Origin of the sequence: Sutcliffiella sp. NC1 (assembly GCF_027594365.1) — a bacterium.
GTDB lineage: Bacteria > Bacillota > Bacilli > Bacillales > Bacillaceae_I > Sutcliffiella > Sutcliffiella cohnii.
The window spans coordinates 1,139,038-1,164,180 of record NZ_CP115153.1 but is presented as its reverse complement, the minus strand read 5'-3'; the positions used below and the strand labels follow the sequence as shown (position 1 = coordinate 1,164,180).

The window sequence follows — 25,143 nt, the reverse complement described above, 5'->3', positions numbered from 1 at the left end:
TTTTTCTATATCGTAACCCCTTGTTTAACCGTTGAATCTCGTACGATTAACTGCAAATCAAATTCATAAACCTCTTGCTGGTTGTAACGTTTTGTACGCAACTTTTCCATTAGAATAGATACTGTTTTTTCAGCCATAAGATCGACTGGCTGATGAACTGTTGTAATGGTAGGATCAAGTAAATTAGATATTGCTTGATTATCGAAACCAACTACAGCTAAATCTTCTGGAATGTTATATCCAATACATTTTGCTTCAGAAATGATTCCTGCTGCAACTTCATCTCCCCCAGTAAAAATTGCAGTAGGTCTATCTTTCCATTTAACAATCTCATTTACAATTCTTCTCCCATCCTCAATTGTGAACGCATTGTTAAATGTAAAGTGCTCATTAAACTTAACTCCATGCTCAAGTAGTGCTTGTCTGAATCCTTCTTCTCTTCCTTTCGAAACATTACTTCTGTATCCCCCGGTACAGTAAGCAATACGATGATGACCTTGTTCTAATAAATGTTTTGTCGCTATGTATCCGCCATATTTTTGGTTTAATTTAACGGTCGGTACATTTGCACAATCGTCAAATTCGTTACATAAAACAATTGGCCCATAGTGTAAATATGGTTCAATTAGTTTCCAGTCGTTTTGAATGGAAGTTAGGATAATACCGTCTACTTGTCTTGTTTTTAGTAGATCTAAATATTCGAGCTCTTTTTGCTCCGAATATTTAGTTTGACAAACGATTACTTGATACCCATGCTTAGCTGCTTCCATTTCCATGAACTCAACTAGTTGACTAAAAAACGGATTCATTACTCTCGGTATTAATAATGCAATAATACTTGTTTTTTGATTACGTAAACTACGTGCAGAAGAATTCGGCACATATCGTAACTCACTCATTGCATCTAGTACCTGTTTTCTTTTCTTATCTGAAACATAGGGGTGATTATTAATGACACGTGAAACTGTTGTACGTGATAGTCCAGCAAGCTTTGCTACATCTTCAATCGTCGCCACGAATCCCCCACCTACCAAAAAAGTTAATATTTCAATAGAATAATTGAAATCGTTTTCATAAATATTAGTATAGTAGATTATGAAAAGGTTTTCAATATATTTTTTGAAAAATACTCCATTACAAAGTTATTTTAATTTAATATGGTAACGTTTTACTCTCGTGATTAATGAGTATTATATCCATTTTCATACATAAAAATATTATATTGTTATAAGGGAAATAAACATACAAAATAAAAAAGACACATAGCAGAAAGAACTATGTGTCCCATGGTATTAACCCATTATATTATATCCAGAATCAACGTAAATAACTTCTCCCGTTACACCACGAGAAAGGTTACTTAAAAACGCAACGGACATATCTCCAACTTCTTCTTGCGTCACATTACGCTTTAACGGAGCTGTCTCTTCAATTTTATGAAGTATTTTGTTAAATGATGGTACACCTTTTGCCGCAAGTGTACGAATAGCCCCTGCAGAAATTGCGTTAATACGAATGTTATCCTTACCTAGGTCGACTGTCAAATATTTTACAGACGCTTCTAATGATGCTTTTGCAATCGCCATCACATTGTAGCCTTCCACTACTCGTTCAGCTCCAAGATACGACATCGTAATAATAGAGCCTCCTTCTGTCATAAAAGGCTTTGCTTCTCTAGCAACTGCAATTAAAGAATAAGCACTAGTGTCTTGTGCGAAGGCATAGCCATCACGAGACGTATCAATAAATTGTCCTTTTAAGTCGTCTGCATTTGCAAAAGCAACGGAATGAACGACACCATGAATAGTTCCAACTTCTTGTCCAATAGTAGTAAATGCTTTTTTAATACTTTCGTCATTATTTACATCACATTCGACTACCATTTTAGCTTCATATCCATTATCCGCAAGCATTTTATTAATTCTGCCTAATGAACGTTCTTTACGATAGGTGAAAATAAGATTTGCTCCTACTTTATACAAGGATCTTGCTACTCCCCACGCAATGCTACGTTCATTTGCTACACCCATCACTACGATATTTTTACCTTTAAGTTTTAATAAATCTTCCATTTTATCCTCCTGAAAACTAGTTTCGTCAGTTTATAATATCTACTTTTAGTACCTGTTACTAATATTATATCATATGTGTGATGTTGATATCTATTGTTGAGGAATAAAATTATGAATTATAGCTAGAGTATTTCCGTTAATAAAAAAATAAGGCCAAAAAGCTAGCTCTACCAACTTTTTCGACCTTCTCTTTTTTACGTGGTTGCTAAATGGGAGAGAACTAATTTTACAGCCTCTTCTCCTTGGTCTATACAGTCTGGGACTCCTAGACCTTCATATGAGCTTCCTGCTAAAATTACACCAGGCATTACTTTACCTAATGAATCTTTTACCTCTTTGATTCGATCTTTATGACCGACATTGTATTGTGGCATCGCTTTTTTCCATCTCGTAATTAGCGCAAAGTCTGGTTCTTGAGTAATGTTCATTATTTTCTTTAAATCATCCATCACGACACGTTTTATAATCGTATCGCTTTGCTCGACTATTGCTTCTTCTCCAACACGACCTACGTAGCATCGAAGTAACACTTTCCCTTTTGGCGCTGTGTGTGGCCATTTTCTATGTGTCCATGTACATGCTGTTATGGAAAAGTCGCTATTACGTGAGACAACAAACCCCGTCCCTGACATTTTCTCTTGAATAGCTGATTCGTCAAAGCCGAGAGCTACTGTTGCAACTGAAGTGGACGGCATTTTTTCTAAATTGTGCATGGAGGGGAGCGATTCAAACATACTTGCTGTTACAGAGTGAGGAGTTGTAACTATTACACTATCACATTTTATTGCATCTCCATTACTCAACTTTAAACAATAGCCTTTTTCTGTTTTATCTATATTTAATACTTTAATAGTGCGTAGTATTTGTACATCATGTAATTTTTCCTCTAAAGTATCGATCATCTTTTGTAAGCCTGTAGTTAATGTCTGAAACATTCCTACTTTATTCTTTGGGGCTGGTGGCATTGTTTGCTTCATTCCTAATATAAGACTACGATGTTTTTGTTCTACCTTTTGAAATTGAGGAAAGGTCGCTTGTAAACTTAATTGGTCGATATCTCCAGCGTATATTCCAGATAGAAGGGGCTCTATTAAGTTTTCTACCACCTCTCCTCCAAAACGTCGGCGAAAAAAGCTCCCAACAGATTGATCACCTTTTTCTTTACTTGTTGGTAAGATTAGATCGCCAGCTGCCCTTACTTTTCCTAAAGGTGAAAATAAGCCTGTTGTGACAAACGGAGACATTTTTGTTGGTATTCCCATAACTGCTCCATCGGGAATTGGGTATAGTTTTCCTTTTAATAGAATAAAAGAAGTACCTGATGTATTCCTAACTTTTTTCTTTTCTAATCCTAATTCTTTTATAAGTCTTGAAGCACTTTCCTTCCTTGTAAGAAAAGAATCCGGACCTTTCTCAATAATATAACCATCTTTTGAAACGGTTTGAACCTTTCCACCTAAACGACTTGTAGATTCGACTAGAGTTATACTAATAGGTAGCTTGTTTGCTTCTATTTCTTTTTGTAAGTAATAAGCTGCGGAAAGACCCGTTATTCCCCCACCAACGATGACTACCTTCTTTTTTTCCTCACTCATCCTATATCGCCTTCTTCTCAAAATTAAAATTAACATTGAAAAAAGAAGAGCTAGTTTTTTATTCATCATAAAAACTAGCACCAACATTCCCTTTTCAATTAATTAGGAGTATTTAATTATCTTGTATGTTTCTTTAACAGTTCTAATACAGTTGTTCCCATAGCATCGATGAATAGTGGTTGCGTATTAGGCATTTCAGGACGATAATATTTTGCTCCTAATTCATCTGTCACTACTTTACATTCATAATCATTGTCATATAGTACTTCTAAATGGTCAGAAACAAAGCCTACAGGTGCATATACGAAAGAAGTATATCCTTTTTCCTTATACAATTCACGAGTAATATCCTGTACATCAGGACCTAACCAAGGTTCAGGAGTATTTCCTTCGCTCTGCCAAGCAATATAATAATTATTAATGCCTGCCTCTTTTGCGATTAAATCTGCAGTTTCTTGTAACTGATCTTGGTAAGGGTCACCCATTTTAAGTATTTTTTCAGGTAAGCTATGTGCTGAAACAATTAATACAGCTTTTTCTCTTTCAGCAGTATCCATGTTACTAAAAATTTCTTTAATCTTCTCAGACCAATATTGAATAAATTTAGGTTCCGTATACCAACTTTCAACCGAATGAATAATTGGGCCACCAAGCTTTTCCGCTTCTTCTTTTGCACGACCATTATACGATTTAATGCTAAAAGTAGAGAAATGAGGAGCTAAAACGATACTTACTGCTTCTTCTATTCCGTCCTCATGCATTTGTTTAACCGCGTCTTCAACAAATGGTTCAATATGCTTTAATCCTAAGTACATTTTAAATTCGATGTCATCTTGAACTTCATTTAAATGTGCACATAAACTATTTGCTTGTTCTTTCGTAATATGTGCTAACGGAGAAATGCCCCCAATAGCGTCATATCTATCCCTTAAGTCTTGTATCATTTCATCTGACGGTGTTCTCCCGTGACGAATATGAGTATAGTATGGAACTAGATCTTCTTCTTTATATGGGGTTCCGTATGCCATCACTAATAATCCCATTTTTTTCTTTGCCATTATTTGTACACCTCTTATTTTTGTTTAGCTACTACTGAACTAGAATAGTCATGAATAAAGGCTGTTAGTCTTTTCAATACTGCCGGATCTACTTCTGGGAATACTCCATGTCCAAGATTAAAAATATGTCCTGGTTGTTGCAATCCTTGGTCAATGATCTCTTTCGCACGCTCTTCAATAACTTCCCAAGGGGCCTTTAGTATCGTTGGGTCTAAGTTACCTTGAACAGCTTTCGTAATTCCTCTCTCTCTTGCTTCTTGGATTGGTAGACGCCAATCTAATCCAACAACATCAATTGGGAGGTCATGCCAATCATTTACTAAATGGCTAGCACCTACTCCATGCATAATTAATGGAACATTTTCTTCGCGAAGTTCACTAAAGATGCGATGCATAACTGGCTTTATAAAAGTTCGGTAATCTGCAACATTTAATGCTCCGATCCAAGAATCAAATACTTGAACGGCACTTGCCCCTGATTTAATTTGGGCTTTTAAATAACGAATAGTCATATCCGCTAGTTTGTCCATTAATGTAAACCATGCCTTTGGTTCTGAATACATGAATGCCTTCGTATTCGTATAGTTGCGAGAAGGGCCCCCTTCAATCATATAGGATGCTAACGTAAATGGAGCGCCTGCAAATCCAATTAAAGGAACATCTAATTGTTCTTCTGTTAAAAGTTTAATTGTATTTAGCACGTATGAAACGTCTTCTTCTGGTGTAATTTCACCTAATTTTTCTACGTCTGCAATGGAACGAATTGGATTATCAATAACAGGACCGATACCTGCTTTGATTTCAACATCTACACCAATCGCTGGAAGCGGACTCATAATATCTTTGTAAAGAATTGCTGCGTCTACATTATATTGATCAACTGGAAGTTTTGTAACGTATGCACAAAGCTCTGGTTGATGTGTAATTTCAAATAAGGAATATTTCTCTTTTATTGCTCTATATTCTGGCTGAGAACGCCCTGCCTGTCTCATGTACCAAACTGGTGTATAATCTGTTTTTTCTCCTCGACATGCTTTTAAAAATGTGTCATTTATATTACGCTTACTCACTTTATTAACCCCTTTCCTATTCAACCATCAATACGATTTACTTTCGATCAACTCGCCTTTTTACACTATACCGATAATTTTTGAGAATGTATAGCGAACTGACCGTTTGTTCAAAAATTTGACGAAAAGAACCAAAAGCGGAGGCGGCTCGTTTAGGCCCAATCAAACTGGAGTTTTTCCGCAGGAGATAAAGGAAACACAGCGAACGTTAGTGAGCTGATGTTGACTTATCGTACGGAGGAAAAGTGAAGTTTGAGCCGGGCCGTACAAACTGGAGCCACCTCCGCACTTTTTCCCTCTCACGGTCTTATCTAAAAGTAGGTGTAACTTCGTTTGATGGTTCTCCTTGTTCTTCTGTTTGTGGGTTGAATGGTACTATATAGTAAGAAGGTACATTAAATACATTAACATGATGTATTTCGAATGTATTTTCTCCTATTACTTCCCCCACTTTCGTATGTTCTCCATCTAATACTGAATAGATATGGTAATGAATTCTTTCATCCTGCCCTTTCTCCCAATTTAAGGTGACGGTAAAGAAGTGGAATGGATGGAATGAAAGTTTGCTATCTACCTCTTCAATAGATACTAGTCGTATCGGTTCCTCTAAATCTTTTACTCCTTGTGGCATTTTGAATTGAGTATTGTCCAGTTTTGCTTCTCTTAAAATATCTTTAAAAAGTCTAGTAGGATATGAGCTACCACCTGTTAAATATTGTTCCTCTGTTGTTCTGTCGTAGCCCATCCATATTGAACCGACGACTTCAGGAGTGTAACCAACAAACCAAGTATCCCGAATCGCTCCTTCTTTTACTGGTGAATTCGTTGTTCCTGTTTTTCCGGCCAGCTCTCCATTCCACGAACCAGCTCTCCCACTACCTTCCTCTACTGCTGCTATCAGCATGCGCGTCATATACCAAGCAGTTTGCGCAGAAAATACTTGTTTTTGCACTTTTTTCGCTTCTCCGATTGTTTCACCATTCTTGTTTTTTATTTGTTTTATAACATAGGGCTCCATTAGCATCCCACTATGATTAAACGACCGATATGCTTTCGTTAATTGAAGAGGTGTGACACCTTCTTCTAATCCTCCTAACGCGATAGATAAACCGTCATCCTTTATAGAAAGATCCATTTTCTCAAGATAACTTTTCCCAGTTTCCACTCCCATTTCATTTAATGTCCATACAGCAGGTGCATTTAACGAATCTTTTAAGGCGTCATACATCGTTACATTTCCAACATACTGATTGTGATGGTTTCTTGGCTCGTAACTACCGTATGTTAAAAGTTCATCTTTTAAAGTCGAATATGGTAGGAACTTCTCCTCTTCAATAGCAGGTCCATATACGACCAATGGTTTGAAAGTCGAACCAGGTTGTCGTTTTACATTAACTCGATTTAATCCACGTGATACGTAATTTCTACCACCAATCGTTGCTAACAAACCACCATCTTTACTATCCATTAATATAAAAGCACCTTCTACATCGTCTGTTGTTCCAGGAAAATAATCGTTATTTTGAAAGTGTTTATACGCAATTTGCTGCAATTGTTTATTAAGTGGGACTGTAATTTCATATCCACCACGAATTAATTCCTCACTTGAGAGACCATATTTCTCCTCCGCTTCCTCATATACCATATCAATATAAGTAAGATAAGGCTCTAGTTCAACTGGTTCCTTCACATCAACTACTAACGGTTTACGTTGTAATGTTACTGCCTCATCCGCATTAAGATAGCCATGCTCATGTAATAAGTTGATCACTACATTTCTTCTGTTTTTTGCTTCCGTAGGATTGTTAATTGGAGAATAACCATTCGGTGCTTTAGGAAGTGCAGCTAACATTGCACCTTGCTCTACCGATAAGTTAGAAACGGTTTCGTTAAAGTAAAAATTAGACGCCGCCTCAATACCGTATACCCCATGTCCAAAATAAATTTGATTCAAGTACATTTCTAAAATTTCTTCTTTTGTATAACGCTTTTCTAAATTAATGGCTATAACTGCTTCCTTCGTTTTCCGAAGCCAAGATTTTTCATTTGTTAAAAAAATATTTTTAGCAAGCTGTTGGGTAATAGTACTACCACCTTCAACTTTACTTCTCGCAATAATATCCCGATATATCGCTCGAGTAATTGCTTTTAAATCAATCCCACGATGCTCATAAAAACGGTGGTCCTCAACAGCTATAAACGCCTGTTGCACATGTTCGGGAATATCATCCATCTTTACTAGTTCTCTATTCTCTACAAAAAGCTTTGTAATAAATTCTCCGTTCTCATCTACTAAAGTTGTTGCCGAATTCATTACTAATTTTTTTTCATCAATAACATAATTGCCAGCATAAATGATTAGCATGTATCCTATTAATCCTATTATTAAGGATGAAATAATAACAAATGGTACAACAAGAACACTAAATAGATGGTCAGATAGCAGTTTTTTCAAGTTTGGAATGCCTTTATATTTTGTCATCCGTTCCACTGCAATCCCCCCTTAAAAAGTAAATTTGATAAGTTTTATGATAATAGACTTTCGACAAAATTTGAATTATTTTTATTTTGCTTCTAGCACCATTATAATAAACATAAAGGAGTGAGAAAGATGAATTTTTATATCACTTACGGTACTAGTAGTTATTTGGAATCGTTAAAATCATCCATTCACGAGGGAAGTTTGTTAGCACTTCAGAACGAAGACACTGCAATATTAATGCATGAAACAAATGGAAAATCATATTTTAAAGAAGGTAAAGATTACGAAATACTAGATTCTTCGGGGGCAATTGTTGATGGCAAATTCGCAGTGTTAAATAATATTCCCGTAACGGATGAAGGGAGACCCGTTTTTGAGTACCGTTTTAAAAACAGAGCACGCTTAATTGAACAGGAACCTGGATTTGTTGCAATTAGAGTATTACGTCCACTCCATTCAGAAACGTATATTATATTAACATTATGGGAAAACGAAAGCTCTTTTAAAAACTGGCAACAATCACAAGCCTATAATAAGGCACATGAAAAAAGAGAAAAAAGAGAAGATAAGCAGTCTATTTTTGCGAGACCTTCCTACGTTTCAACCTATTATCAAATGGAAATCGAAGAAGAATAAAAAAGAATCCCTTTTCGGTTTTATCCGTAAGGGATTTTATTGGTAGGAAAGTAAAGTGTTAGACAATTATTAACTTTGGACCTCATCGAGCTGCCTTCGCTTTTGATCGTCTAGCTCCGGCGCTTAGGCCCTATCAAACCTATCAAACTTCCCAGTCCGTCCGTACGGGCCTGATCGAAGCGCATTCGCTTTTGAGACTCATTCTTTCGACTTTAAAATACCGTTACGGTTTGCGTAAATGGCAGCTTGTGTTCGATCAGCAACATTCAATTTACTTAAAATATTGCTTACATGTGTTTTGACCGTTTTTACTCCGATAAACAATTCTTCACCAATTTCTTGGTTAGTCAAGCCTTCTCCTAAACATTTTAATACTTCTATCTCTCTTTCTGTTAGATTATCATGTGGTTGTTTTAAAGGGGTACGGAATTTATTCATCATTTTACTAGCTACTTTTGGCTCAATAACAGGTTCATTCGATACTGCTTTTTGAATTGCTTTAATGATATCATCTGCATTTGCTGTTTTTAATAAATAACTAAATGCACCTGCTTCAATTGCTGGAAACACTTGTTCATCATCATAAAAACTAGTGATAATTATTATTTTACAAGATGAATGGAACTTCATTATTTCTTTTGTTGCATCAATCCCAGTGCCATTTTCCATTAATAAATCCATGAGTATAACATCTGGTTTTTCTTTATGAGCTAATTCAATTGCTTCTTTGCCACTAGCACCTTCACCAACGATTTCAATGGAAGGCTCCGTATATAGATAGGCTAATAATCCTTTTCTTACCATATCATGGTCATCTACTACTGCAACTCGAATTTTCTTCATTGAGGTTCCTCCTCTCTGATTGGGATATGAATTTCAATATGTGTTCCTTCGCCTGGTTTACTCCGAATCGAAAATTGTCCCCCAAGCTCTTCACACCTTTCTCTCATTGTATCTAAGCCGTAAGAGGACAGTTTATTCATATTTAATTCAAATCCTTTTCCATTGTCACTAATAAATATGTATACATAATTATCTTTTTGATGCATCTGAAGCTTCACGACCGTGGCATCTGCATGACGTAAAATATTAGATAACGCTTCTTGAATAATTCGAAACAAATGATCTTCATAAACAGCAGTTATCGATGGTAATTCTTCCATACTAGATTCAAACGTAATCGGTGTTTTCGCTTGTAATTCTTCCATTAACTTTTTAATCCCGTCACATAAAGAGTCATTTTTTAAAGAAACTGGACGCAAATGTAGTAGTAACGCTCGCATTTCCGCTTGTGCTTGTGAAGCAATATTCCCGATTTCCCCTAGTTGTTTTTTTGCAATTTCTGGTTTCGTATCAAACATTCGAATAGCAGCGCTTGACATAATACTGAGGGCGAATAATTGCTGACTTACAGAGTCATGTAGTTCTCTTGCTAACCTTTGTCTTTCCTCTATTGTTGCAGCAGAATGGGCTTTTTGTGCAAAATCATTCTTTTCTTCTGCTAATTTCTGCAACGACTTAACTTGATTTTGGAATTTCTCCGCAATTTGATTTATTCCATCTGCTAATTGACCTAACTCATCCTGATTATCAATTTTAATTCGTTCAGAAAATTTCCCTCTTGATAGGATTGTTATAAAGGTAGATATATCGTCTAGCCTCTTTTTTACATAGTTACTATTTTTATATCCAATATAAATACTAGTAAAGAGTCCAATCGAAAAGCTTACGAGTGTAATATATAAAGTTATATCTACTTTAAGTGTTATCCCCTTTGGATAAACCAATAGTAAAACTTGTAATAGAATAAATAAAAGTAACGAAGTGATAAAGGCAACAATGACATGCGAACGTAATAACCAAAATCGAACACTATGAATCTTCTGGTACGCCCCTAGATTAAACTTTGTCAATTCGAACATCCCCTACTTTTACATCTAAAACGATATATACCTTTCTTGTTGCCATCTCATAATTAGATGATTCATATACCATTCTGCAATTTTTCCCTCTTGTCTCTTCTCCAAACAAGTTAATTTGTCCAGCTTTTACAACAGCGTCTATTTTTACTGGTAAATCTTCAGGGATCAGCATCTTTATATCTGCAACCATTCCTTTAATATGAATCGGTGTTTCTTTGTCAGGGATATACGCTTTCGTAAAGTCAAAGTAATAATCCCCCACAACATTTCGTAACTTTAACGGCTCTACAGACCAGTTTTGTTTATTCATTTTCATTTCACCAACAGTGAAAACTTTCTTAGAATCTCTGTTTCTTTCTTTATGACTTCCTATAACATCATCGTCATTAGAAAAAGATATACCATCTTCATCATCTGCATTATATGTCCAATCTATTTCCACATGAAAAGGACGTTTTTTTAAAAACATTTGGATACCTATATAAACAATTAATAATGGCCAAAGCTTCCAAATCATAGAAAATTGAAAAACAATAATGTTTAGTCGGTCTAAACAAAGTAAACTACCTAGAGCTAATAGAAAAAGGCTTAAAAACAATACTTCTGATCCTTTTGTTAGTTTATCTATTAATAATTTCAATCCAAGCAAAACGATAAACAGAGGATAAAATGCGACAAAAAACTCTTTTATTTCCAAGGAAATGACACCTAAATTAATGGAAAGTAGTACTATGCCAAGCAAAACTAACAGCGCTGCAATAAATTTTTGATTTAAAGTTTTCATATTTCACCTCTATGTGTCGTTGTCATATCTTTAAAACAATTGTATATGACAACGCACCACATTCCTACTACCTTACGATTGTACTTTTATCCGTCTCAAGACGGAATTATAGTACCGAAAGTTAATATTACTTCCTTTTTGTAAATTTCACTTGTAGCGAATGATAAATTGTAGTTGCAGCAAGTAAACTTAGAGTACCCGCCGCATATCCAGCAATAACATCGGAAGGATAATGATAGTTTAATATCAGTCTACTGAATCCTAATAAAAAGATAAAAAGAGCACCAATAGTGACAATTACAGAACTACTTATTTTACCTTTTGTATATTGAACAATTAAATAAGTAAGTAATCCGTAGAAAAAAAGTCCAACCATCGCATGTCCACTCGGAAAACTTAAACTTTCAGCTCCGGGACCTGTCATTGGTCTTTCTCTTCCAGTCGTATCTTTAATAAATTTATTTAATTCGTTTACTACAATAACCCCAACTGTTAAAACTGCCATACCTAAATAATCTTTCTTTTTCCACCAAATTAGGAGTAAACTAATAATCAATATCGGGATAACACCTTGTTTATCACCTAATATTGTGAAAAGCTCAAAAAAACCTCTCACACCTTCTGTTGCGATGATACTTACTATTCCTTGAATCCAAACGTCATAAAAAAATGTTTTTTCGCCAATGACGAAAAATAAGGACCAAACAAATACACCTATTAGGCCTATAATTGCGATTGGTTTCATCCATCTCCACTCAGAAGTACTCTTTACTTCTCTTTCAGTTTGCATAATTTCACCCCTCCTAATCTTCCATAGTCATTCACATTACGTTTCTATCATAAAATGAAATGAATTATTTTTTTAGTCATTTTTTCACGTTCTTTTTATTAATGATATATATTTAAGAAAAGTTTGACTATTATTTTTTCAACTTTTTATATAAACTAGTATTATCTCATATATTTCTAGACACGAAACAACATAAAGGAGAGGAATGGAATGCTAGAAAACTTATTATCACTACTTGATCGATATTATGATGAAATGGTAGAAATCAGACGACATTTACATCAACATCCTGAATTATCTTTTAAAGAATATAAAACTGCGAATTATATAGCAGCTTATTATGAAAAACTTGGTGTTACAGATGTTAGAACAGATGTAGGCGGAAATGGTGTTGTCGCAAAAGTTCATGGTGCTAAACCTGGTAAAACTGTTGCTTTGCGTGCAGACTTTGACGCGTTACCAATTCAAGACGAAAAAGAAGTCCCTTACAAATCAACCGTTGAAGGTGTGATGCATGCTTGTGGTCATGACGGTCATACAGCAACACTTCTCGTACTAGCAAAAGCTATACACGAATTACGAAATGAGCTATCGGGTACAGTTGTTTTTATTCATCAGCATGCTGAAGAATATGCACCTGGTGGAGCAATTGCTATGATTGAGGATGGTTGTTTAGATGGAGTAGACGTAATTTTCGGTACACATCTTTGGGCATCAGTTCCTGTAGGTACAATTGAATATCGTGTTGGACCAATTATGGCTGCGGCGGACCGATTTGAAATAAAAGTTCAAGGTTCTGGTGGGCATGGTGCTCAACCTCATCGAACGAAAGATGCTGTTGTTACAGCCTCTCAGTTAGTCTTGAATTTACAACAAATCGTAAGCCGTTACGTTAATCCCGTTGAACCTTCTGTTATTTCCGTAGGTAAATTCGTTGCAGAAAATGCATTTAATGTTATAGCTGATACAGCATCCCTCGAAGGTACTGTTCGAACGTTCAGCGAAGATGTACGTGATCAAATAGAGCGTGATATTGACAAGGCTGCCTATGCAACATGTGCATTGAATGATTCAACGTATACGTATAAGTTCCACCGAGGATACCCTGCTGTGATAAACCATAAAGAAGAAACAGAATATTTAGTTAGTGTTGCCTCAAATTTAGAGGAAGTGAAACATGTAGTTGAAACGGAGCCTCAAATGGGCGGAGAGGATTTTTCCTATTATTTACGACACGTAAAAGGGTCATTTTTCTTCACTGGGGCTAAACCAAAAGGAGTAGAGGAGGCGTATCCTCATCACCACCCTAAATTCGATATAAACGAAAAGGCAATGCTTGTCGCTGCCAAAACACTTGCAGCAGCTACTATAAATGTTCATGCAGAAGCTAAAACTGCTACAAATGTGTAATTGAAATATAAGTAACTAGCGTAATCCGCTCCATACTTATTTTCCTCCAGCATTAGCAAAAAACTCGCAAAGGTAAGGAAGGCCCGAAAAGTTAGAGCTATTCTCTAACTTTTCGGGTCAACAACCTAATTGCGAGTTTTATTCATTATTCTCATTCGATAACAGTTCATTGCCGTTTTACCTAATTGGTCTAATAAATTAAAGTTAGCATATGCCCCGACTACAGCTCCGAAACCCGGTACCATTTGAAATAATTTTACTAAATCAAGAAAATCTCGATATTCTTGTTGAAGAGTTCGCCAATCTAGTTCTTTTCTGTCTTCCACTTCATTCTCCCAATTTTCAATGATTGTTAATACTTCTTTACGATGTTCCTCACTTGAGAAAGCTAATTGAAAAATATAGAGGAGAAACAATCTTTCTTCGTACTTTTTTGGATCAAAGCCATATAGTGAGCATGCTTCAAATAAAAATTTAATCTTTATAGATAATAAGAGTGGAAAATCTGCTAAGCCTAACAGTATTCCACCAGCACCAGTTCCTGCTCCTTCAGCTGCTGCCGTTCGTTTAAATTTATCTAATTTTTCTAGTACAAGCTTTTCCTTTTCTTCTAGTGTAAGACTTTCTATATCGTCCCGCTTTTTTGTTGTTATATTACTTCCCGCTAGCGTTGCTTGGACCATCTTTTTAATACTTTCCGTTATGAAGTGATGGACTTTTTCTGGGATGAAACTATTTACTTTATTTTGAGTATTTTTGGATAGTCTTTTAAACATATTTGGTTTGCTGGATAGTTCTAATTTCCACTTTTCCATATCTCGCAATACTTTTTGTTCATAGTTCATTCTTAAACCTCCAAATACTTTGTACTATACATACGTAGATTTAGTAAAAAAGTTTCAAAAAAACACTCAAGCAGGCATCGGGCACGACTTGAGTGTTTCTCTTGTTTTATTGTTAGTCCGCTCCTCTTCGCTACGGACATAAGTCTCCCCCGGGCGTGGCTTGAGCCTCCTCCTCGCTTACGCTCGTGCGGGGTCTCAAGGCTCACGCTACTCCCGCTGGAGTCAAATGTCCTTCGCTCCGATCCACTCACGGTTCTAAAGTCTGTTAAACCAACTTATAGGGTAGGTCAAGACCGACATATCCTATTTTCATGCCCTATGGTACAATATTTCATTTTCATCGGTGTCTACCTAAGATGGGAATGTACTTTTGAGAATTTCGTTATATAGATTGTACTCTTTTTTTGGCTGAGTATTGAACGTAAAGGTACGAGAATGCAATTCCACCTATTAATACGATTATAAAATGGGTGAATGTTGCAGTAATAGCAACAATTAACGATAGGATAAAGGTTTGTACTATTAAAACGGATAAGAGCAAACTTAAAAATGATTTATACTGCTGCTCTTTACTTAATGGATATAAATTTAACCATAATTTATTGTAGTGATATCTCCACATTGGAACTAATTGAAATGCTGTCAAATATAAAACAAACAATGGCACTATATACGTTCCATATCCAACTGGTAGAAAATTGAGTAATACAACTCCTATTACAAGTAATCTTAAGAACAACCCAAAATAATCGCCTGACCTTAAAAATGTACGTGTATACAAATAAAGATAACTATTATCTTGTTTATAGCTAATAATGGATAAAATACTATCTAACCATTTACGTCTCTTTACCTTTTCTTTTAAGCCTGGAACATCTACAAACAGATTAGCTACACGATAAAAAAGTTGAGCTCGTTTCGTTTCTTCATTTATAAGATATTCCCATTTCCAAGTCATATTCTTAATTGTTTGCTGGAAATACACTAACATTAACAACATAATAATCATAACAGCAATGATGTACGCTAAATTGGCTCCGGTAAATAGTAAATAAATTAAAGTGAAATTAATAATAAGCCGAATGCCATGATCATAATAACGGACACGTTTATCTGTGTAAAATCCCATAATCCAACTCATCCACAAATTCCAACTTTTCACCCCGATAAGCATTATTAAAATGACTAATACAGGTTGACTAGCCGCACCTGTTACTTTTAAATATAGCGGGACAGAAACGCCGAAAACAATTAATAAGAAATAACTTTCTAATGCGATTGAAAAGAGAAACGATTTCTTAATGTAAGGTTTTAACTTTTCTTCTAATGGAAGTAAAAATACTATATCGGGCTCCTTTAAAAACGTACGGATGCCCCCTCTCGTTAAAAGTAACGCTAATATTATCCCCATTAAAACGGCATATGGAAAAGTTGTCGGTACTACTTGTAGCCAATTTTGATAAGTAAGGGCAAGTCCACTTAAAAGAAAAATCATGACAATGACTAAATGGTCATTAAACATATATTTTAAATAACTACGTGATTCCTTTAAATATTGAAGAAACCTTTTTTTCCAAAACTGTTCTGTATTAAACATTGCTATCTTCCTTTGTTAATTGGATATATAAATCATCAAGAGAAGCTGCCGGCATATTAAACTGCTCTCGTATTTCAGCTAAAGTACCTTTTGCTCTTATTTCGCCATTATGTAAAATTACAAAGGAATCACAATATTTTTCTGCTGTTGCTAAAATATGAGTTGACATTAAAATTCCTGCCCCACTATTTTTAGCTTTTTCCATTAATTCAAGTAAAGAATTAATAGCTAATGGATCTAATCCAACAAAAGGCTCATCGACAATATAAAGTCTCGGTTCAACTAAAAACGCAGACAAAATCATTACTTTTTGTTTCATTCCTTTTGAAAAATGAGCAGGAAACCATTTTAATCTTTTTTCCATTCTAAATTCCTTTAATAACGGATGTAACCTCTCTTCAAACGTTTGCTTCGATAGCCCGTAAGCCATCGCCGTTAATTCTAAATGTTCGTATAGTGTTAACTCATCATACAATATTGGTGTTTCCGGAATAAATGTAAACTGCGAACGAAATTTTGTTACATTATCCTTAATAGAATTACCATCAATCGTAATGGTTCCTTTTTTCGGCTCCATTGTACCAATAATATGTTTTATCGTAGTACTTTTGCCCGCCCCGTTTAAACCGATTAGCCCTACAAGCTCTTTTTCCTTTACGGAAAATGATATATCTTTTAAAACGGCTTGGTTCGTATAACCACCCGTTAACTCATTTATTTCTAACAAATTTGTCATGTTTTTTTTTTCACTCCTTCAGAACTATCCGTGGATATTACTTTTAGCCACGGACAAATCATACCTTATACAAGATTACTACACAAATGATTCAAATTCCTGCGAATTGTCTTTTATTTTTCATCAGACTACAAAAAAAGTAAACATGTAACAAATTTCAACTTTTTTCTCAAAATTTATAAACCGAATGAATAGTTTATCCTTTTTCGTACACAATAATGAAGGAAGAGGGGGCAGCATTAAGCCGGTAACTTAACTGAAAATGGGGTGCTTGTCAAAGACAGGACCGTATTTATCGGAAGCTTCTCTAGACCGTTGCAGGACTTAACCATCTAAGTAACACCTAATGAATGGAATGAGGTGTTTGTGGGCGATACTTTTCGTTTCCATTAAAACATTAACATCATCTATTTATAAATGAGGTGTTTGTCAAAGACAATTTAGTCTAGTTCCAAGTTACTTTCGTTGTGTTAACTAAAGTAATAAGGGGATGGTAACATTGAATAAAGGAAGTAATCACTAGCATTTTTAAGTCAAATGAGGTGTTTATCAAACACAAGTTGTTTGTTCTTTAAAATGAAGTAGATTGCTTCTCTAATTCGAAGAGAAGCAGAAGTTTTGGATAATCGCCCTCTCTTCTAGCAGAGGCAACGTATGTTGCTTCTGCTTTTTCACTTTTAAAATACGTAGAGGCAACTGCTACATAATAAATATGGTTGCGAAGGAAAGCTGGAATTATTGCAAATAAAACACTTTCATACAACTTTATGATTGAATATGGTAAAATACAACAAAACAATGTGAGGTGAAAAGTTATGTCTGATTGTATCTTTTGTAAAATTATTAATGGCGACATCCCTGCAGCTAAAGTGTATGAAGATGAACACGTACTGGCTTTTCTAGATATTAGTCAAGTAACGAAAGGACACACACTCGTAATACCTAAAGTACATAAAGAAAACATTTATGAATTAACACCAGAACTTGCAGGGAAAGTTTTAGAAGTCGTACCTAAAATCGCAAATTCAATAAAAGCACAATTTGATCCTGTTGGCTTAAATTTACTTAATAACAACGGCGAAGCAGCTGGTCAATCTGTTTTCCACTATCATATGCACATCATTCCCCGTTACGGTAAAGGGGACGGATTTGGCGCAGTTTGGAAATCTAACCAAAGTGACTATACACCTGAAAAACTACAAGAAATTGCAAGTAGTATTAAAAACGGTATTTAAACCATTAGTAAGAGGCTGGGACAAAACTAAAATAATCATGATGAAAAACGAACAATCGGCAAACTAGCGGAGGAAATATACGTAGACTCCAGCGGGAGGAAAGGCATAGGTGAGACCCCGCAGTGCTTTAGCACGAGGAGGCTCACCAGCACGAAAAGTGAAGGCGGCTCGATCTGGCCCGACAAGCATAAGACAGGCGCTGCAGATGGGCGCTCTTTGCCCAACGGAAGTGAATGTCTTATGTCTCGAGGGCCAAGCCGCCGTTACTAGACACGCCCGCGGAAAGCGAAGTATATTTCCGGAGCACTTTACCCGCAATTTTTTGTTCTTTTTTTCGTGGATACAATAGTTATGTCTCAACCTATTTTTTGAATTGTTAGAAAAATCCCCCCTTCCCTTTCCATCATTAAAGTAGTATAATGACAATATGTTATTCGCACTAGACAACGAGTGTACTAGTGGGATAGCAACAATAAATGAATAGAATAGTCGAGGAGAGATGAGAAATGAAAACAAAGACTCTAGTAGCATTAGCTTTATTAGCTGCCATTGGGACAGTTTTACATGCAGTAGTCCCTAACTTTATATTCGGTATGAAACCCGATCTATCACTAATTATGATGTTTATCGGAATTTTGCTTTTTCCTGAACGTAAAAACGTCTTACTAATAGGTGTTGTAACTGGTTTTATTTCCGCCCTAACAACAGGATTTCCTGGCGGACAAATTCCTAACATTATTGATAAGCCGTTAACAGCATTTGCATTTTATTTTCTATATTTAGCTTTAAAAAATTTCGATAAGCCATTAGTTCGCGCTGGTATTTTAACAGCAGTTGGGACAATTATTTCTGGTACTGTTTTTCTAACTAGTGCCTTACTAATTGTAGGTCTTCCTGGAGGAGCATCCTTTACATTCTTTTTCTTAACGGTTGTACTACCTGCATGTGCAATGAATACAGTGTTAATGGTTGTCATTTATCCAATTATTACTTCAATAGCCAAACGCTCAAACCTTTCTGTAGCGTTATAATACAAATATAAAAAACTAAGGTATTTTGCCTTAGTTTTTTGTTTTTACCCTTATATAAACTTTCCTCAATGTAATAATTAGAAAATCCAAAGGATAAGAATAGATAAAAGAAATAATATTCCTCCCGCTCCCCCTAATACGAGTGCTCTTTCTTGTAACACTTTTCTAGAAGGATAAACCCCCCCTCGTTTCGATGCTAGGAAGAAATTTACTCCCCCTAATAAAAAAATGATACTCAGTATAAAAAGAATCGTTTTAATAACCCCCATGCACTCGTCCTCCTTATACTTCATATGTATGCTTAAATGTCTATCTATATGTTGAGTATGTCCTTCTTTTTTCGGCCAGGATATATTTAACCGCTTTTTTTGTCATTTTTAGAAAAAATATTAAAAAAAATGAAGAATGGAAAAAGGATTATTGATTTATTTGTGGAATTATATAATAATCCTCTATAAATCCATTATATTTCAATAACAAAACTGAGGTGAAAATGATGAATGGCAAATCATTCATGTATGGTATAATTGTAGGAGGGGTGATAGGCTCCATCACAACATTACTTACAACTCCATCTTCCGGTAAGAAGATCCGAGATAACTTAACTGTTGCACAACAAAATGCAAAGGAATCTTACCAAGACATAGCGGGAGAAGGAAAGGTGTTAGCGAACGATTTTAAGAAAGCGATTACAGAAAGTTCAAATGTCATTACAAGTGTGGCCACGGACTTAAAAAAATCGGTTCAGCATTGGCAAAATGACGCTGCACATCATAGAAAGAATATTGAAGATAAGATGGAAAACATCCAAAAAGAACTGGAAGAACTTGAAAAAACAGTTAAACAAAATAATTTGTAAATTTTAACCTTTATTAATTATTATTTTATTGTCATAATAGGAACTAGTATATTAGTAAAAAGTAGGTGAGCAAAGATGAATACTAAAAATAAAGAGTACTCTTTAATTGAAGCTATGCTTTTTAGTCAACGCGTGGCTCAAGTTAGTAAAGCATTGTGGAAGTCAGTTGAAAAGGATTGGCAACAATGGATCAAGCCTTATGACTTAAATATTAATGAACATCATATTATATGGATTGCTTATCACTTAAAAGGTGCTAGTATATCTGAAATTGCTAAATTTGGAGTAATGCATGTTTCTACTGCATTTAATTTCTCAAAAAAACTGGAAGAGCGCGAACTCCTCCGATTCTCTAAAAAAGAAAATGATAAACGAAATACGTATATTGAATTAACATCTAAAGGCGAAGAAATGCTTTTAGATATGATGGAAAATTATAAGCCTTTTAATCATTCTACTTATAACGGTGCCTTACCATTAAAAGAATTGTATGGGAAATTCCCTGATTTCTTAGATATAATGTGTGTTGTGAAAAATGTTTACGGTGATGATTTCATGGACATTTTTGAACGATCATTTAACAATATCGAACAAGGATTTGAAGATGTTGATGGAAAAATTGTAAAGAAGAAAACAGAAGAAAAAGCGGAATTGTCTAACACTATATAAGATTTAATAGCTCCTTCGTTAAATCTCTATAAATATTCTGTTTATAAAGAGCGAATATAGTTTCCTCTTTAGGAAATTTTGCTGGTATTAAAGCATTCCATTTAGTGAGAAGCGGTGAAAATGTTACAAATCCATCCGCTTTTTGCTTTTCTAATTCTATGTTCAATTTTTCACATATTTCAAATAGTACTTCTACTTCCTCTTTACTAATCCCTCGTTTTATTACTAGTATGTCAAATGGATATAATTCTACATCAATATGCTTCATTAATAATTGCAGATGGTATTCAATTTTTGCCAATCTATCCTCTAATACTTCCATTTTTCTCGCTCCTAAATTTCCACATTCATAACACCTCTATTCTATCTGTTCTTCTTACATTTGCCAAATATTATTTAATGTTTATGTTTTTCAAGAAAAGAAAAAAGCTAGATTTATACTAGTCTAGTATTCTTTGAATTATCTCCATATCCATTTTTTCGAGAACAAATAAAACATGACAAAAAAAAGTGATTTTCGCTATTGATTTTTCCAATAAAACGTCGTAAAGTATTCTAATGATTTCTAGTTTTTATTTACTTTGGAAGGTGAATCTACATGAACTGTTGGAAGTCCATAAATATTAATAGACAATATGGAGTCCACCGCATCACAGGTGTTTCTTTAATTATTACATTACTAGCCTTTATTATGATCTTTTTATCTTTTAATCTAATATTCTCTCAGCAAGATGTTTCATCAAAATATTTTAGCTTGTTTTTGTTAGCGTTAATTTGCATACCAACTACACATAAATTATTTCATGCTTTACCAGTAGTACTATCGAAGAAAAAAGTATGCTTCTCATGGCGCTTACAATATTGCCTTCCGTTTTTAACGATTAAATCGGAACAACCTTTTTCAAAATTTCAATCATACGTTATATTTTTAATGCCTGTTATTGCGATAACAGCTATTCTTACAGTATTAACATTTATGTTACCAGCATATTTTCATTATATTTCTATTTTGCTCGCTTTTAACATTGGATTATCTGTTCCGGACTTTTTATATCTTAAACAAATAAACTCTGCACCAAGGGCTTGTCAAATTGAAGAAATTGAAAATGGTTACGATATATTAATAATGAACGAAGATTAGGTCTCTTCCATATTTTTTTGAAATGTCAAGCTATCTTTTCTTTTGTTTTTTTGTTATTGTTAAACTATAATAGCACGCCATTAAAGGAGGAGACCTGTATGGCTATCTTATTCATCCCGGTGGCTGTATTCATACTCTATTACATAAATAAACTGACGAACTCTTTATGTGAGCAAAAAGAAATTCCTGAAGAGCGACAAGAAGGTGTGTACCGGACTATTAACGTACTTATTACTATCTTATTAATCTCTTCTTATGTAGATATATTACTTTCGTCACAATAAGTTTATTAGGAGCATGAACACAATCAAATTTAATTTAATGAAAAAACAGAGATGAGAGCAAGCCTCTCATCTCTTTTTTTATTAATATAACCAAGCTGCACCTACGATTACTAACAAGATGAACAATACAACGATTAGCGCGAAACCGCCACCTGCATAACCTGACATTCCTTTTTCCTCCTTTATTTAATCTGACAAGTAATTAGTATAGCCATGCTGCACCTACAATTACTAACAAGATGAACAATACGACAATTAACGCAAATCCTCCACCTGCATATGGAGCACTCATTTTAGTAACACCTCCTTTTGAGAAGTTACAACCTGCATTTGCAACGTTCTTAACGAAGGCGTAGGCGATTTTAGCCGGCCTTACTTCATTACATGAAACCCTGGGAAGGATTACTGTAACAATGCCTTTTGTTTCATGTTTCTCTATATAAATATGTATTTGTCATATTTTTGATTGGACGTTTACCCATTTTTTTTAAATCCTTCATCATCTGTCCACAAGTTTTTTTTCTTATTCTCCATGTGATATAGTATGACTTGTAAATTTATTTAGTTGAGGTGTAGAAAATTGAGAAATTGGTACTTTTCCATACTTGCTGGATTATTATTAATTGGATTAGTTGCTTGTAACAATAATTCAATTAACGATAGCGAAGAAATTGCAGAAAAAACTGTTGTCGCTACTTCAACGGATGGTGACATTACAAAAGAAGAACTATATGAAGCAATGAAAATTAGGTTTGGTGAGGAAATTTTAAGAGAACTTGTATACGGTAAGGTGTTAAGCAACCAGATTGAAATAACCGATGAAGAAGTTCAGGAGCGTTTAGACGAATTAAAAGAGCAGTTAGGTCCCCAATATGAACTTGCCTTAAGAAATAGTGGATTTAAATCGGATGATCAATTTATCCCTACATTAACAGTTTCGATGCTTCAAGAAAAAATTGGGATGGAGGCAGTAACGGTTACAGATGAAGAAATAAAAGAATATTACGATCAGCTAAAACTTCCCATTCGAGCTAGTCACATTTTAGTGGAAGACGAACAGTTAGCACAAGAAATTAAAGCAAAATTAAACGAAGGAGAAGATTTTTCCGAACTAGCAAAAGAATATTCTACAGATGCTACCGCTGAAAACGGTGGTGATTTGGATTGGTTTGGACCAGGAAGAATGTTAACAGAGTTTGAAGATGCTGCGTACAATCTTGAAATTGGAGAAATTAGCGATATTGTAGAAACAATGTACGGTTACCATATTATTTTGCTTACTGATAAAGAAGAAAAGCAGCCATTCGATGAAGTTTATGAACAAATAAAAAACGAAGTACGACAAAATAAAGTGATGGCAGATCCTACAATCGTGGAGACTGCAGTACAAGAAGCACTAAAGGACGCCAATGTAAAAGTATTAGATGGACAATTAAAAAACACATTCACAACAGAAGATTAAAATTAATTTAGAGAAGAGGTTGTCCATTAGGACAACCTCTTCTTCATACTTCTCGTTGCCCTATTTTCTCCCAGTTAATACATGATTCCATTAAAATGGATAATACAACTCCCATAATTAAACCATTTGATAAAAAAGGTTGTAAAAGAATAGGTACACTACTTAATATTTCTGGAGATATGTTTAGTAAACATACACCTAATAGTACAGGTCCAGCTACTCGAAAAACAGTAAAAGAATTAAGTACAGTCCCATTTAAACTATTGTAAGCAGTTCCGAATAATTGTAAATAAGCAACAAATAAAACTGCGTTCCCAATTGTTACTGGCATCGTTGATAAAAAGTCACCGAACGGTGGAATTAAACCAATTAGCACTAACATTCCTCCACCAATAAAGAACGGATCTTTATGAAAAATTCTCGTACTTTGTAAAAAACCAATGGAAGATGTAAACGGTGTATATGGCACAAGACCAAAAACAGGTGACACGAATGCAAATAAGCCCGTTAGAAAAAACGATTTCCGATATTGACTATTATCTGCTTCTTCCTTAAATAAACTAGCGGCTGCTCTAATTGATGCGATTGTATTACTTAAATTTAGTACTCCAGCAAAAAATGCTACTGCCACAATCCCATACTGCAAATTAGGCTGTCCGAGCGGAAACAGCGAAATAGCAAAACCTGTTGATACAGGCTGTTCAATAAATTGAGGAAACAATAAGACATATAGTACCCATCCAACTACAATACCAATTAAAATCGAAAAATTACCGATAACTGCATTTCCTTTTATTTTTAATAAACTTACTAAAATAACGATACTAACAGAAAGTAAGCTCACTGGTACATTTAAAGACCCATCATCGGATACTTTAAGCATCCCTTGGAAAAAAATAAAGATGAGCTGAAACGTTAATAAAAATAAATATACAGAAGTAACCATAGGTGAAAATATTTTTTGAACATATTCAATTAAATTGAACACCGCAATAAAAACCGTAACAACACCTGCTAACAATATTCCTGTCGCGATCCCTCCACCAATTTGTTCGAAGCTCATACCTAGTGCTGAGGCAGAGATACCTAAGTTAAGCATAACACCCCAAAGCAAACCAGAATGACCTTCCATCAGGGGATACCTATGACCAATCCACCCTTGTAGAATACATGCTACACCAGTTAAAATAAGTGAACTACGTAGCATCATAGCAATTGTTTCGGTAGGAAGTTGGAAAATCGAGCCAAGTGAAATTGGTACAACTACCGTATTAGCAAAAATAAAAAAAAGCCATTGTACCGATGAAAAAATGGTCAATGAGTTAAAAATTCTATGCATTACATACACTTCTCTTTCTTAATACGAGTGAACATTTGATAATATTCTCTTTTTACTCATTGTAACAAACTTACTGAAAACAACAATAAAAAATTTTATTTGCCATAGAAAAAAGCTAAGGTTTTA

Annotated in this window: 27 protein-coding genes; 9 read left to right on the top strand and 18 right to left on the bottom strand. The window is 34.8% G+C overall.

The genetic code is table 11. From position 1 onward, the window contains the following. Positions 1–5: 5 nt before the first annotated feature. The 6 genes from O1A01_RS05865 to O1A01_RS05840 form a co-directional block, all read right to left on the bottom strand. A complete protein-coding gene (locus O1A01_RS05865) occupies positions 6–1,016 on the bottom strand; it encodes a LacI family DNA-binding transcriptional regulator (RefSeq protein WP_066420547.1) in 1,011 nt (336 codons plus the stop codon). A gap of 276 nt (positions 1,017–1,292) precedes the next feature. Continuing rightward, a complete protein-coding gene (fabI, locus tag O1A01_RS05860; RefSeq protein WP_066420545.1) occupies positions 1,293–2,072 on the bottom strand; it encodes an enoyl-ACP reductase FabI in 780 nt (259 codons plus the stop codon). A gap of 194 nt (positions 2,073–2,266) precedes the next feature. After that, positions 2,267–3,667 (bottom strand): protoporphyrinogen oxidase, encoded by a 1,401-nt coding sequence (gene hemY / locus O1A01_RS05855; RefSeq protein WP_270065773.1) that lies wholly within the window; start codon positions 3,665–3,667, stop codon positions 2,267–2,269. Positions 3,668–3,783: 116 nt separating this feature from the next. Continuing rightward, positions 3,784–4,725: a ferrochelatase gene (hemH, locus tag O1A01_RS05850; protein WP_066420543.1), complete on the bottom strand. Its 942-nt coding sequence runs from the start codon at positions 4,723–4,725 to the stop codon at positions 3,784–3,786. Between the two features lie 14 nt (positions 4,726–4,739). After that, entirely contained in the window at positions 4,740–5,795 is a 1,056-nt protein-coding gene (hemE, locus tag O1A01_RS05845) for a uroporphyrinogen decarboxylase (RefSeq protein ID WP_270065772.1), read from the bottom strand. Between the two features lie 307 nt (positions 5,796–6,102). After that, on the bottom strand, positions 6,103–8,277 hold the full coding sequence (locus O1A01_RS05840; protein ID WP_270066379.1) for a transglycosylase domain-containing protein: 2,175 nt from the start codon (positions 8,275–8,277) through the stop codon (positions 6,103–6,105). Positions 8,278–8,406: 129 nt separating this feature from the next. On the opposite strand from O1A01_RS05840, the gene O1A01_RS05835 reads away from it, so the two are divergent. Continuing rightward, complete coding sequence (locus O1A01_RS05835) at positions 8,407–8,913, top strand: antibiotic biosynthesis monooxygenase family protein (protein WP_066420910.1); 507 nt, start codon at positions 8,407–8,409, stop codon at positions 8,911–8,913. Between the two features lie 198 nt (positions 8,914–9,111). Here the strand turns inward: O1A01_RS05835 and O1A01_RS05830 are convergent, their stop codons facing one another. From O1A01_RS05830 to O1A01_RS05815, 4 genes are all read right to left on the bottom strand, one after another. Then, complete coding sequence (locus O1A01_RS05830; protein WP_066420908.1) at positions 9,112–9,756, bottom strand: response regulator transcription factor; 645 nt, start codon at positions 9,754–9,756, stop codon at positions 9,112–9,114. Next, positions 9,753–10,826, bottom strand: coding sequence for a sensor histidine kinase (locus O1A01_RS05825; RefSeq protein ID WP_235858304.1), 1,074 nt, complete (start codon positions 10,824–10,826; stop codon positions 9,753–9,755). The genes O1A01_RS05830 and O1A01_RS05825 overlap by 4 nt, the downstream gene beginning before the upstream one ends. Next, complete coding sequence (gene liaF, locus O1A01_RS05820; protein ID WP_066420906.1) at positions 10,813–11,619, bottom strand: cell wall-active antibiotics response protein LiaF; 807 nt, start codon at positions 11,617–11,619, stop codon at positions 10,813–10,815. The genes O1A01_RS05825 and liaF overlap by 14 nt, the downstream gene beginning before the upstream one ends. Positions 11,620–11,746: 127 nt before the next feature. Further along, positions 11,747–12,409: a phosphatase PAP2 family protein gene (locus O1A01_RS05815; RefSeq protein WP_270065771.1), complete on the bottom strand. Its 663-nt coding sequence runs from the start codon at positions 12,407–12,409 to the stop codon at positions 11,747–11,749. A gap of 210 nt (positions 12,410–12,619) precedes the next feature. Between O1A01_RS05815 and O1A01_RS05810 the strand changes: the two genes are divergently transcribed. Continuing rightward, the gene (locus tag O1A01_RS05810; protein ID WP_066420903.1) at positions 12,620–13,819 is read left to right on the top strand and encodes a M20 metallopeptidase family protein; all 1,200 of its coding nucleotides are present in this window, start codon (positions 12,620–12,622) and stop codon (positions 13,817–13,819) included. 125 nt (positions 13,820–13,944) lie between these two features. On the opposite strand, the gene O1A01_RS05805 is transcribed toward O1A01_RS05810, so the two are convergent. The 3 genes from O1A01_RS05805 to O1A01_RS05795 form a co-directional block, all read right to left on the bottom strand. Further along, positions 13,945–14,664: an EcsC family protein gene (locus O1A01_RS05805; RefSeq protein ID WP_066420902.1), complete on the bottom strand. Its 720-nt coding sequence runs from the start codon at positions 14,662–14,664 to the stop codon at positions 13,945–13,947. A gap of 382 nt (positions 14,665–15,046) precedes the next feature. Then, positions 15,047–16,261, bottom strand: coding sequence for an ABC transporter permease (locus O1A01_RS05800; RefSeq protein ID WP_066420900.1), 1,215 nt, complete (start codon positions 16,259–16,261; stop codon positions 15,047–15,049). Then, positions 16,254–16,997: an ABC transporter ATP-binding protein gene (locus tag O1A01_RS05795; protein WP_066420899.1), complete on the bottom strand. Its 744-nt coding sequence runs from the start codon at positions 16,995–16,997 to the stop codon at positions 16,254–16,256. The genes O1A01_RS05800 and O1A01_RS05795 overlap by 8 nt, the downstream gene beginning before the upstream one ends. Before the next feature lie 815 nt (positions 16,998–17,812). Here O1A01_RS05795 and O1A01_RS05790 point away from each other — a divergent pair. Then, positions 17,813–18,232, top strand: a complete 420-nt coding sequence (locus tag O1A01_RS05790; protein ID WP_066420898.1) for an HIT family protein — start codon at positions 17,813–17,815, stop codon at positions 18,230–18,232. Between the two features lie 506 nt (positions 18,233–18,738). Beyond that, on the top strand, positions 18,739–19,263 hold the full coding sequence (locus tag O1A01_RS05785; protein ID WP_066421569.1) for a tryptophan transporter: 525 nt from the start codon (positions 18,739–18,741) through the stop codon (positions 19,261–19,263). 77 nt (positions 19,264–19,340) lie between these two features. On the opposite strand, the gene O1A01_RS05780 is transcribed toward O1A01_RS05785, so the two are convergent. Then, complete coding sequence (locus O1A01_RS05780; protein WP_066421568.1) at positions 19,341–19,532, bottom strand: membrane protein YhzF; 192 nt, start codon at positions 19,530–19,532, stop codon at positions 19,341–19,343. Between the two features lie 224 nt (positions 19,533–19,756). Here O1A01_RS05780 and O1A01_RS05775 point away from each other — a divergent pair, with 224 nt between their 5' ends. Continuing rightward, entirely contained in the window at positions 19,757–20,122 is a 366-nt protein-coding gene (locus O1A01_RS05775; RefSeq protein WP_084380755.1) for a YtxH domain-containing protein, read from the top strand. 75 nt (positions 20,123–20,197) lie between these two features. Further along, positions 20,198–20,791, top strand: coding sequence for an HTH-type transcriptional regulator Hpr (locus O1A01_RS05770; protein WP_066421563.1), 594 nt, complete (start codon positions 20,198–20,200; stop codon positions 20,789–20,791). Here O1A01_RS05770 and O1A01_RS05765 read toward each other — a convergent pair. Continuing rightward, entirely contained in the window at positions 20,784–21,113 is a 330-nt protein-coding gene (locus O1A01_RS05765; protein WP_066421561.1) for a DUF1878 family protein, read from the bottom strand. The genes O1A01_RS05770 and O1A01_RS05765 overlap by 8 nt on opposite strands. Positions 21,114–21,389: 276 nt before the next feature. On the opposite strand from O1A01_RS05765, the gene O1A01_RS05760 reads away from it, so the two are divergent. Both O1A01_RS05760 and O1A01_RS05755 read left to right on the top strand, forming a co-directional pair. Further along, a complete protein-coding gene (locus tag O1A01_RS05760; protein ID WP_066421558.1) occupies positions 21,390–21,932 on the top strand; it encodes a DUF3267 domain-containing protein in 543 nt (180 codons plus the stop codon). A gap of 98 nt (positions 21,933–22,030) precedes the next feature. Then, on the top strand, positions 22,031–22,216 hold the full coding sequence (locus O1A01_RS05755; protein WP_066421555.1) for a hypothetical protein: 186 nt from the start codon (positions 22,031–22,033) through the stop codon (positions 22,214–22,216). A gap of 81 nt (positions 22,217–22,297) precedes the next feature. Here the strand turns inward: O1A01_RS05755 and O1A01_RS05750 are convergent, their stop codons facing one another. Together O1A01_RS05750 and O1A01_RS05745 are read right to left on the bottom strand one after the other, a co-directional pair. After that, positions 22,298–22,384: a YjcZ family sporulation protein gene (locus O1A01_RS05750; RefSeq protein WP_066421548.1), complete on the bottom strand. Its 87-nt coding sequence runs from the start codon at positions 22,382–22,384 to the stop codon at positions 22,298–22,300. A gap of 34 nt (positions 22,385–22,418) precedes the next feature. Further along, on the bottom strand, positions 22,419–22,508 hold the full coding sequence (locus tag O1A01_RS05745; protein ID WP_066421542.1) for a YjcZ family sporulation protein: 90 nt from the start codon (positions 22,506–22,508) through the stop codon (positions 22,419–22,421). A gap of 288 nt (positions 22,509–22,796) precedes the next feature. On the opposite strand from O1A01_RS05745, the gene O1A01_RS05740 reads away from it, so the two are divergent. After that, positions 22,797–23,678 carry a peptidylprolyl isomerase gene (locus O1A01_RS05740; RefSeq protein WP_270065770.1) on the top strand — a complete coding sequence of 294 codons (882 nt, stop codon included), beginning with the start codon at positions 22,797–22,799 and terminating at the stop codon, positions 23,676–23,678. A gap of 43 nt (positions 23,679–23,721) precedes the next feature. On the opposite strand, the gene O1A01_RS05735 is transcribed toward O1A01_RS05740, so the two are convergent. Beyond that, positions 23,722–25,017, bottom strand: a complete 1,296-nt coding sequence (locus O1A01_RS05735) for a uracil/xanthine transporter (protein WP_066421536.1) — start codon at positions 25,015–25,017, stop codon at positions 23,722–23,724. Positions 25,018–25,143: the final 126 nt, after the last annotated feature.

Bases quoted from the DNA above. Each gene is read 5' to 3' on its own strand.
- O1A01_RS05830 (WP_066420908.1), bottom strand. From the start codon at position 9,756: ATGAAGAAAATTCGAGTTGCAGTAGTAGATGACCATGATATGGTAAGA.
- O1A01_RS05790 (WP_066420898.1), top strand. From the start codon at position 17,813: ATGTCTGATTGTATCTTTTGTAAAATTATTAATGGCGACATCCCTGCA.
- O1A01_RS05785 (WP_066421569.1), top strand. From the start codon at position 18,739: ATGAAAACAAAGACTCTAGTAGCATTAGCTTTATTAGCTGCCATTGGG.
- O1A01_RS05765 (WP_066421561.1), bottom strand. From the start codon at position 21,113: ATGGAAGTATTAGAGGATAGATTGGCAAAAATTGAATACCATCTGCAA.
- O1A01_RS05775 (WP_084380755.1), top strand. From the start codon at position 19,757: ATGATGAATGGCAAATCATTCATGTATGGTATAATTGTAGGAGGGGTG.
- O1A01_RS05755 (WP_066421555.1), top strand. From the start codon at position 22,031: ATGGCTATCTTATTCATCCCGGTGGCTGTATTCATACTCTATTACATA.
- O1A01_RS05745 (WP_066421542.1), bottom strand. From the start codon at position 22,508: ATGAGTGCTCCATATGCAGGTGGAGGATTTGCGTTAATTGTCGTATTG.
- O1A01_RS05780 (WP_066421568.1), bottom strand. From the start codon at position 19,532: ATGGGGGTTATTAAAACGATTCTTTTTATACTGAGTATCATTTTTTTA.
- liaF (WP_066420906.1), bottom strand. From the start codon at position 11,619: ATGAAAACTTTAAATCAAAAATTTATTGCAGCGCTGTTAGTTTTGCTT.
- O1A01_RS05750 (WP_066421548.1), bottom strand. From the start codon at position 22,384: ATGTCAGGTTATGCAGGTGGCGGTTTCGCGCTAATCGTTGTATTGTTC.
- O1A01_RS05840 (WP_270066379.1), bottom strand. From the start codon at position 8,277: ATGACAAAATATAAAGGCATTCCAAACTTGAAAAAACTGCTATCTGAC.
- O1A01_RS05810 (WP_066420903.1), top strand. From the start codon at position 12,620: ATGCTAGAAAACTTATTATCACTACTTGATCGATATTATGATGAAATG.
- O1A01_RS05815 (WP_270065771.1), bottom strand. From the start codon at position 12,409: ATGCAAACTGAAAGAGAAGTAAAGAGTACTTCTGAGTGGAGATGGATG.
- O1A01_RS05805 (WP_066420902.1), bottom strand. From the start codon at position 14,664: ATGAACTATGAACAAAAAGTATTGCGAGATATGGAAAAGTGGAAATTA.
- O1A01_RS05760 (WP_066421558.1), top strand. From the start codon at position 21,390: ATGAACTGTTGGAAGTCCATAAATATTAATAGACAATATGGAGTCCAC.
- fabI (WP_066420545.1), bottom strand. From the start codon at position 2,072: ATGGAAGATTTATTAAAACTTAAAGGTAAAAATATCGTAGTGATGGGT.
- O1A01_RS05770 (WP_066421563.1), top strand. From the start codon at position 20,198: ATGAATACTAAAAATAAAGAGTACTCTTTAATTGAAGCTATGCTTTTT.
- O1A01_RS05835 (WP_066420910.1), top strand. From the start codon at position 8,407: ATGAATTTTTATATCACTTACGGTACTAGTAGTTATTTGGAATCGTTA.
- O1A01_RS05795 (WP_066420899.1), bottom strand. From the start codon at position 16,997: ATGACAAATTTGTTAGAAATAAATGAGTTAACGGGTGGTTATACGAAC.
- O1A01_RS05800 (WP_066420900.1), bottom strand. From the start codon at position 16,261: ATGTTTAATACAGAACAGTTTTGGAAAAAAAGGTTTCTTCAATATTTA.
- O1A01_RS05735 (WP_066421536.1), bottom strand. From the start codon at position 25,017: ATGCATAGAATTTTTAACTCATTGACCATTTTTTCATCGGTACAATGG.
- hemY (WP_270065773.1), bottom strand. From the start codon at position 3,667: ATGAGTGAGGAAAAAAAGAAGGTAGTCATCGTTGGTGGGGGAATAACG.
- hemH (WP_066420543.1), bottom strand. From the start codon at position 4,725: ATGGCAAAGAAAAAAATGGGATTATTAGTGATGGCATACGGAACCCCA.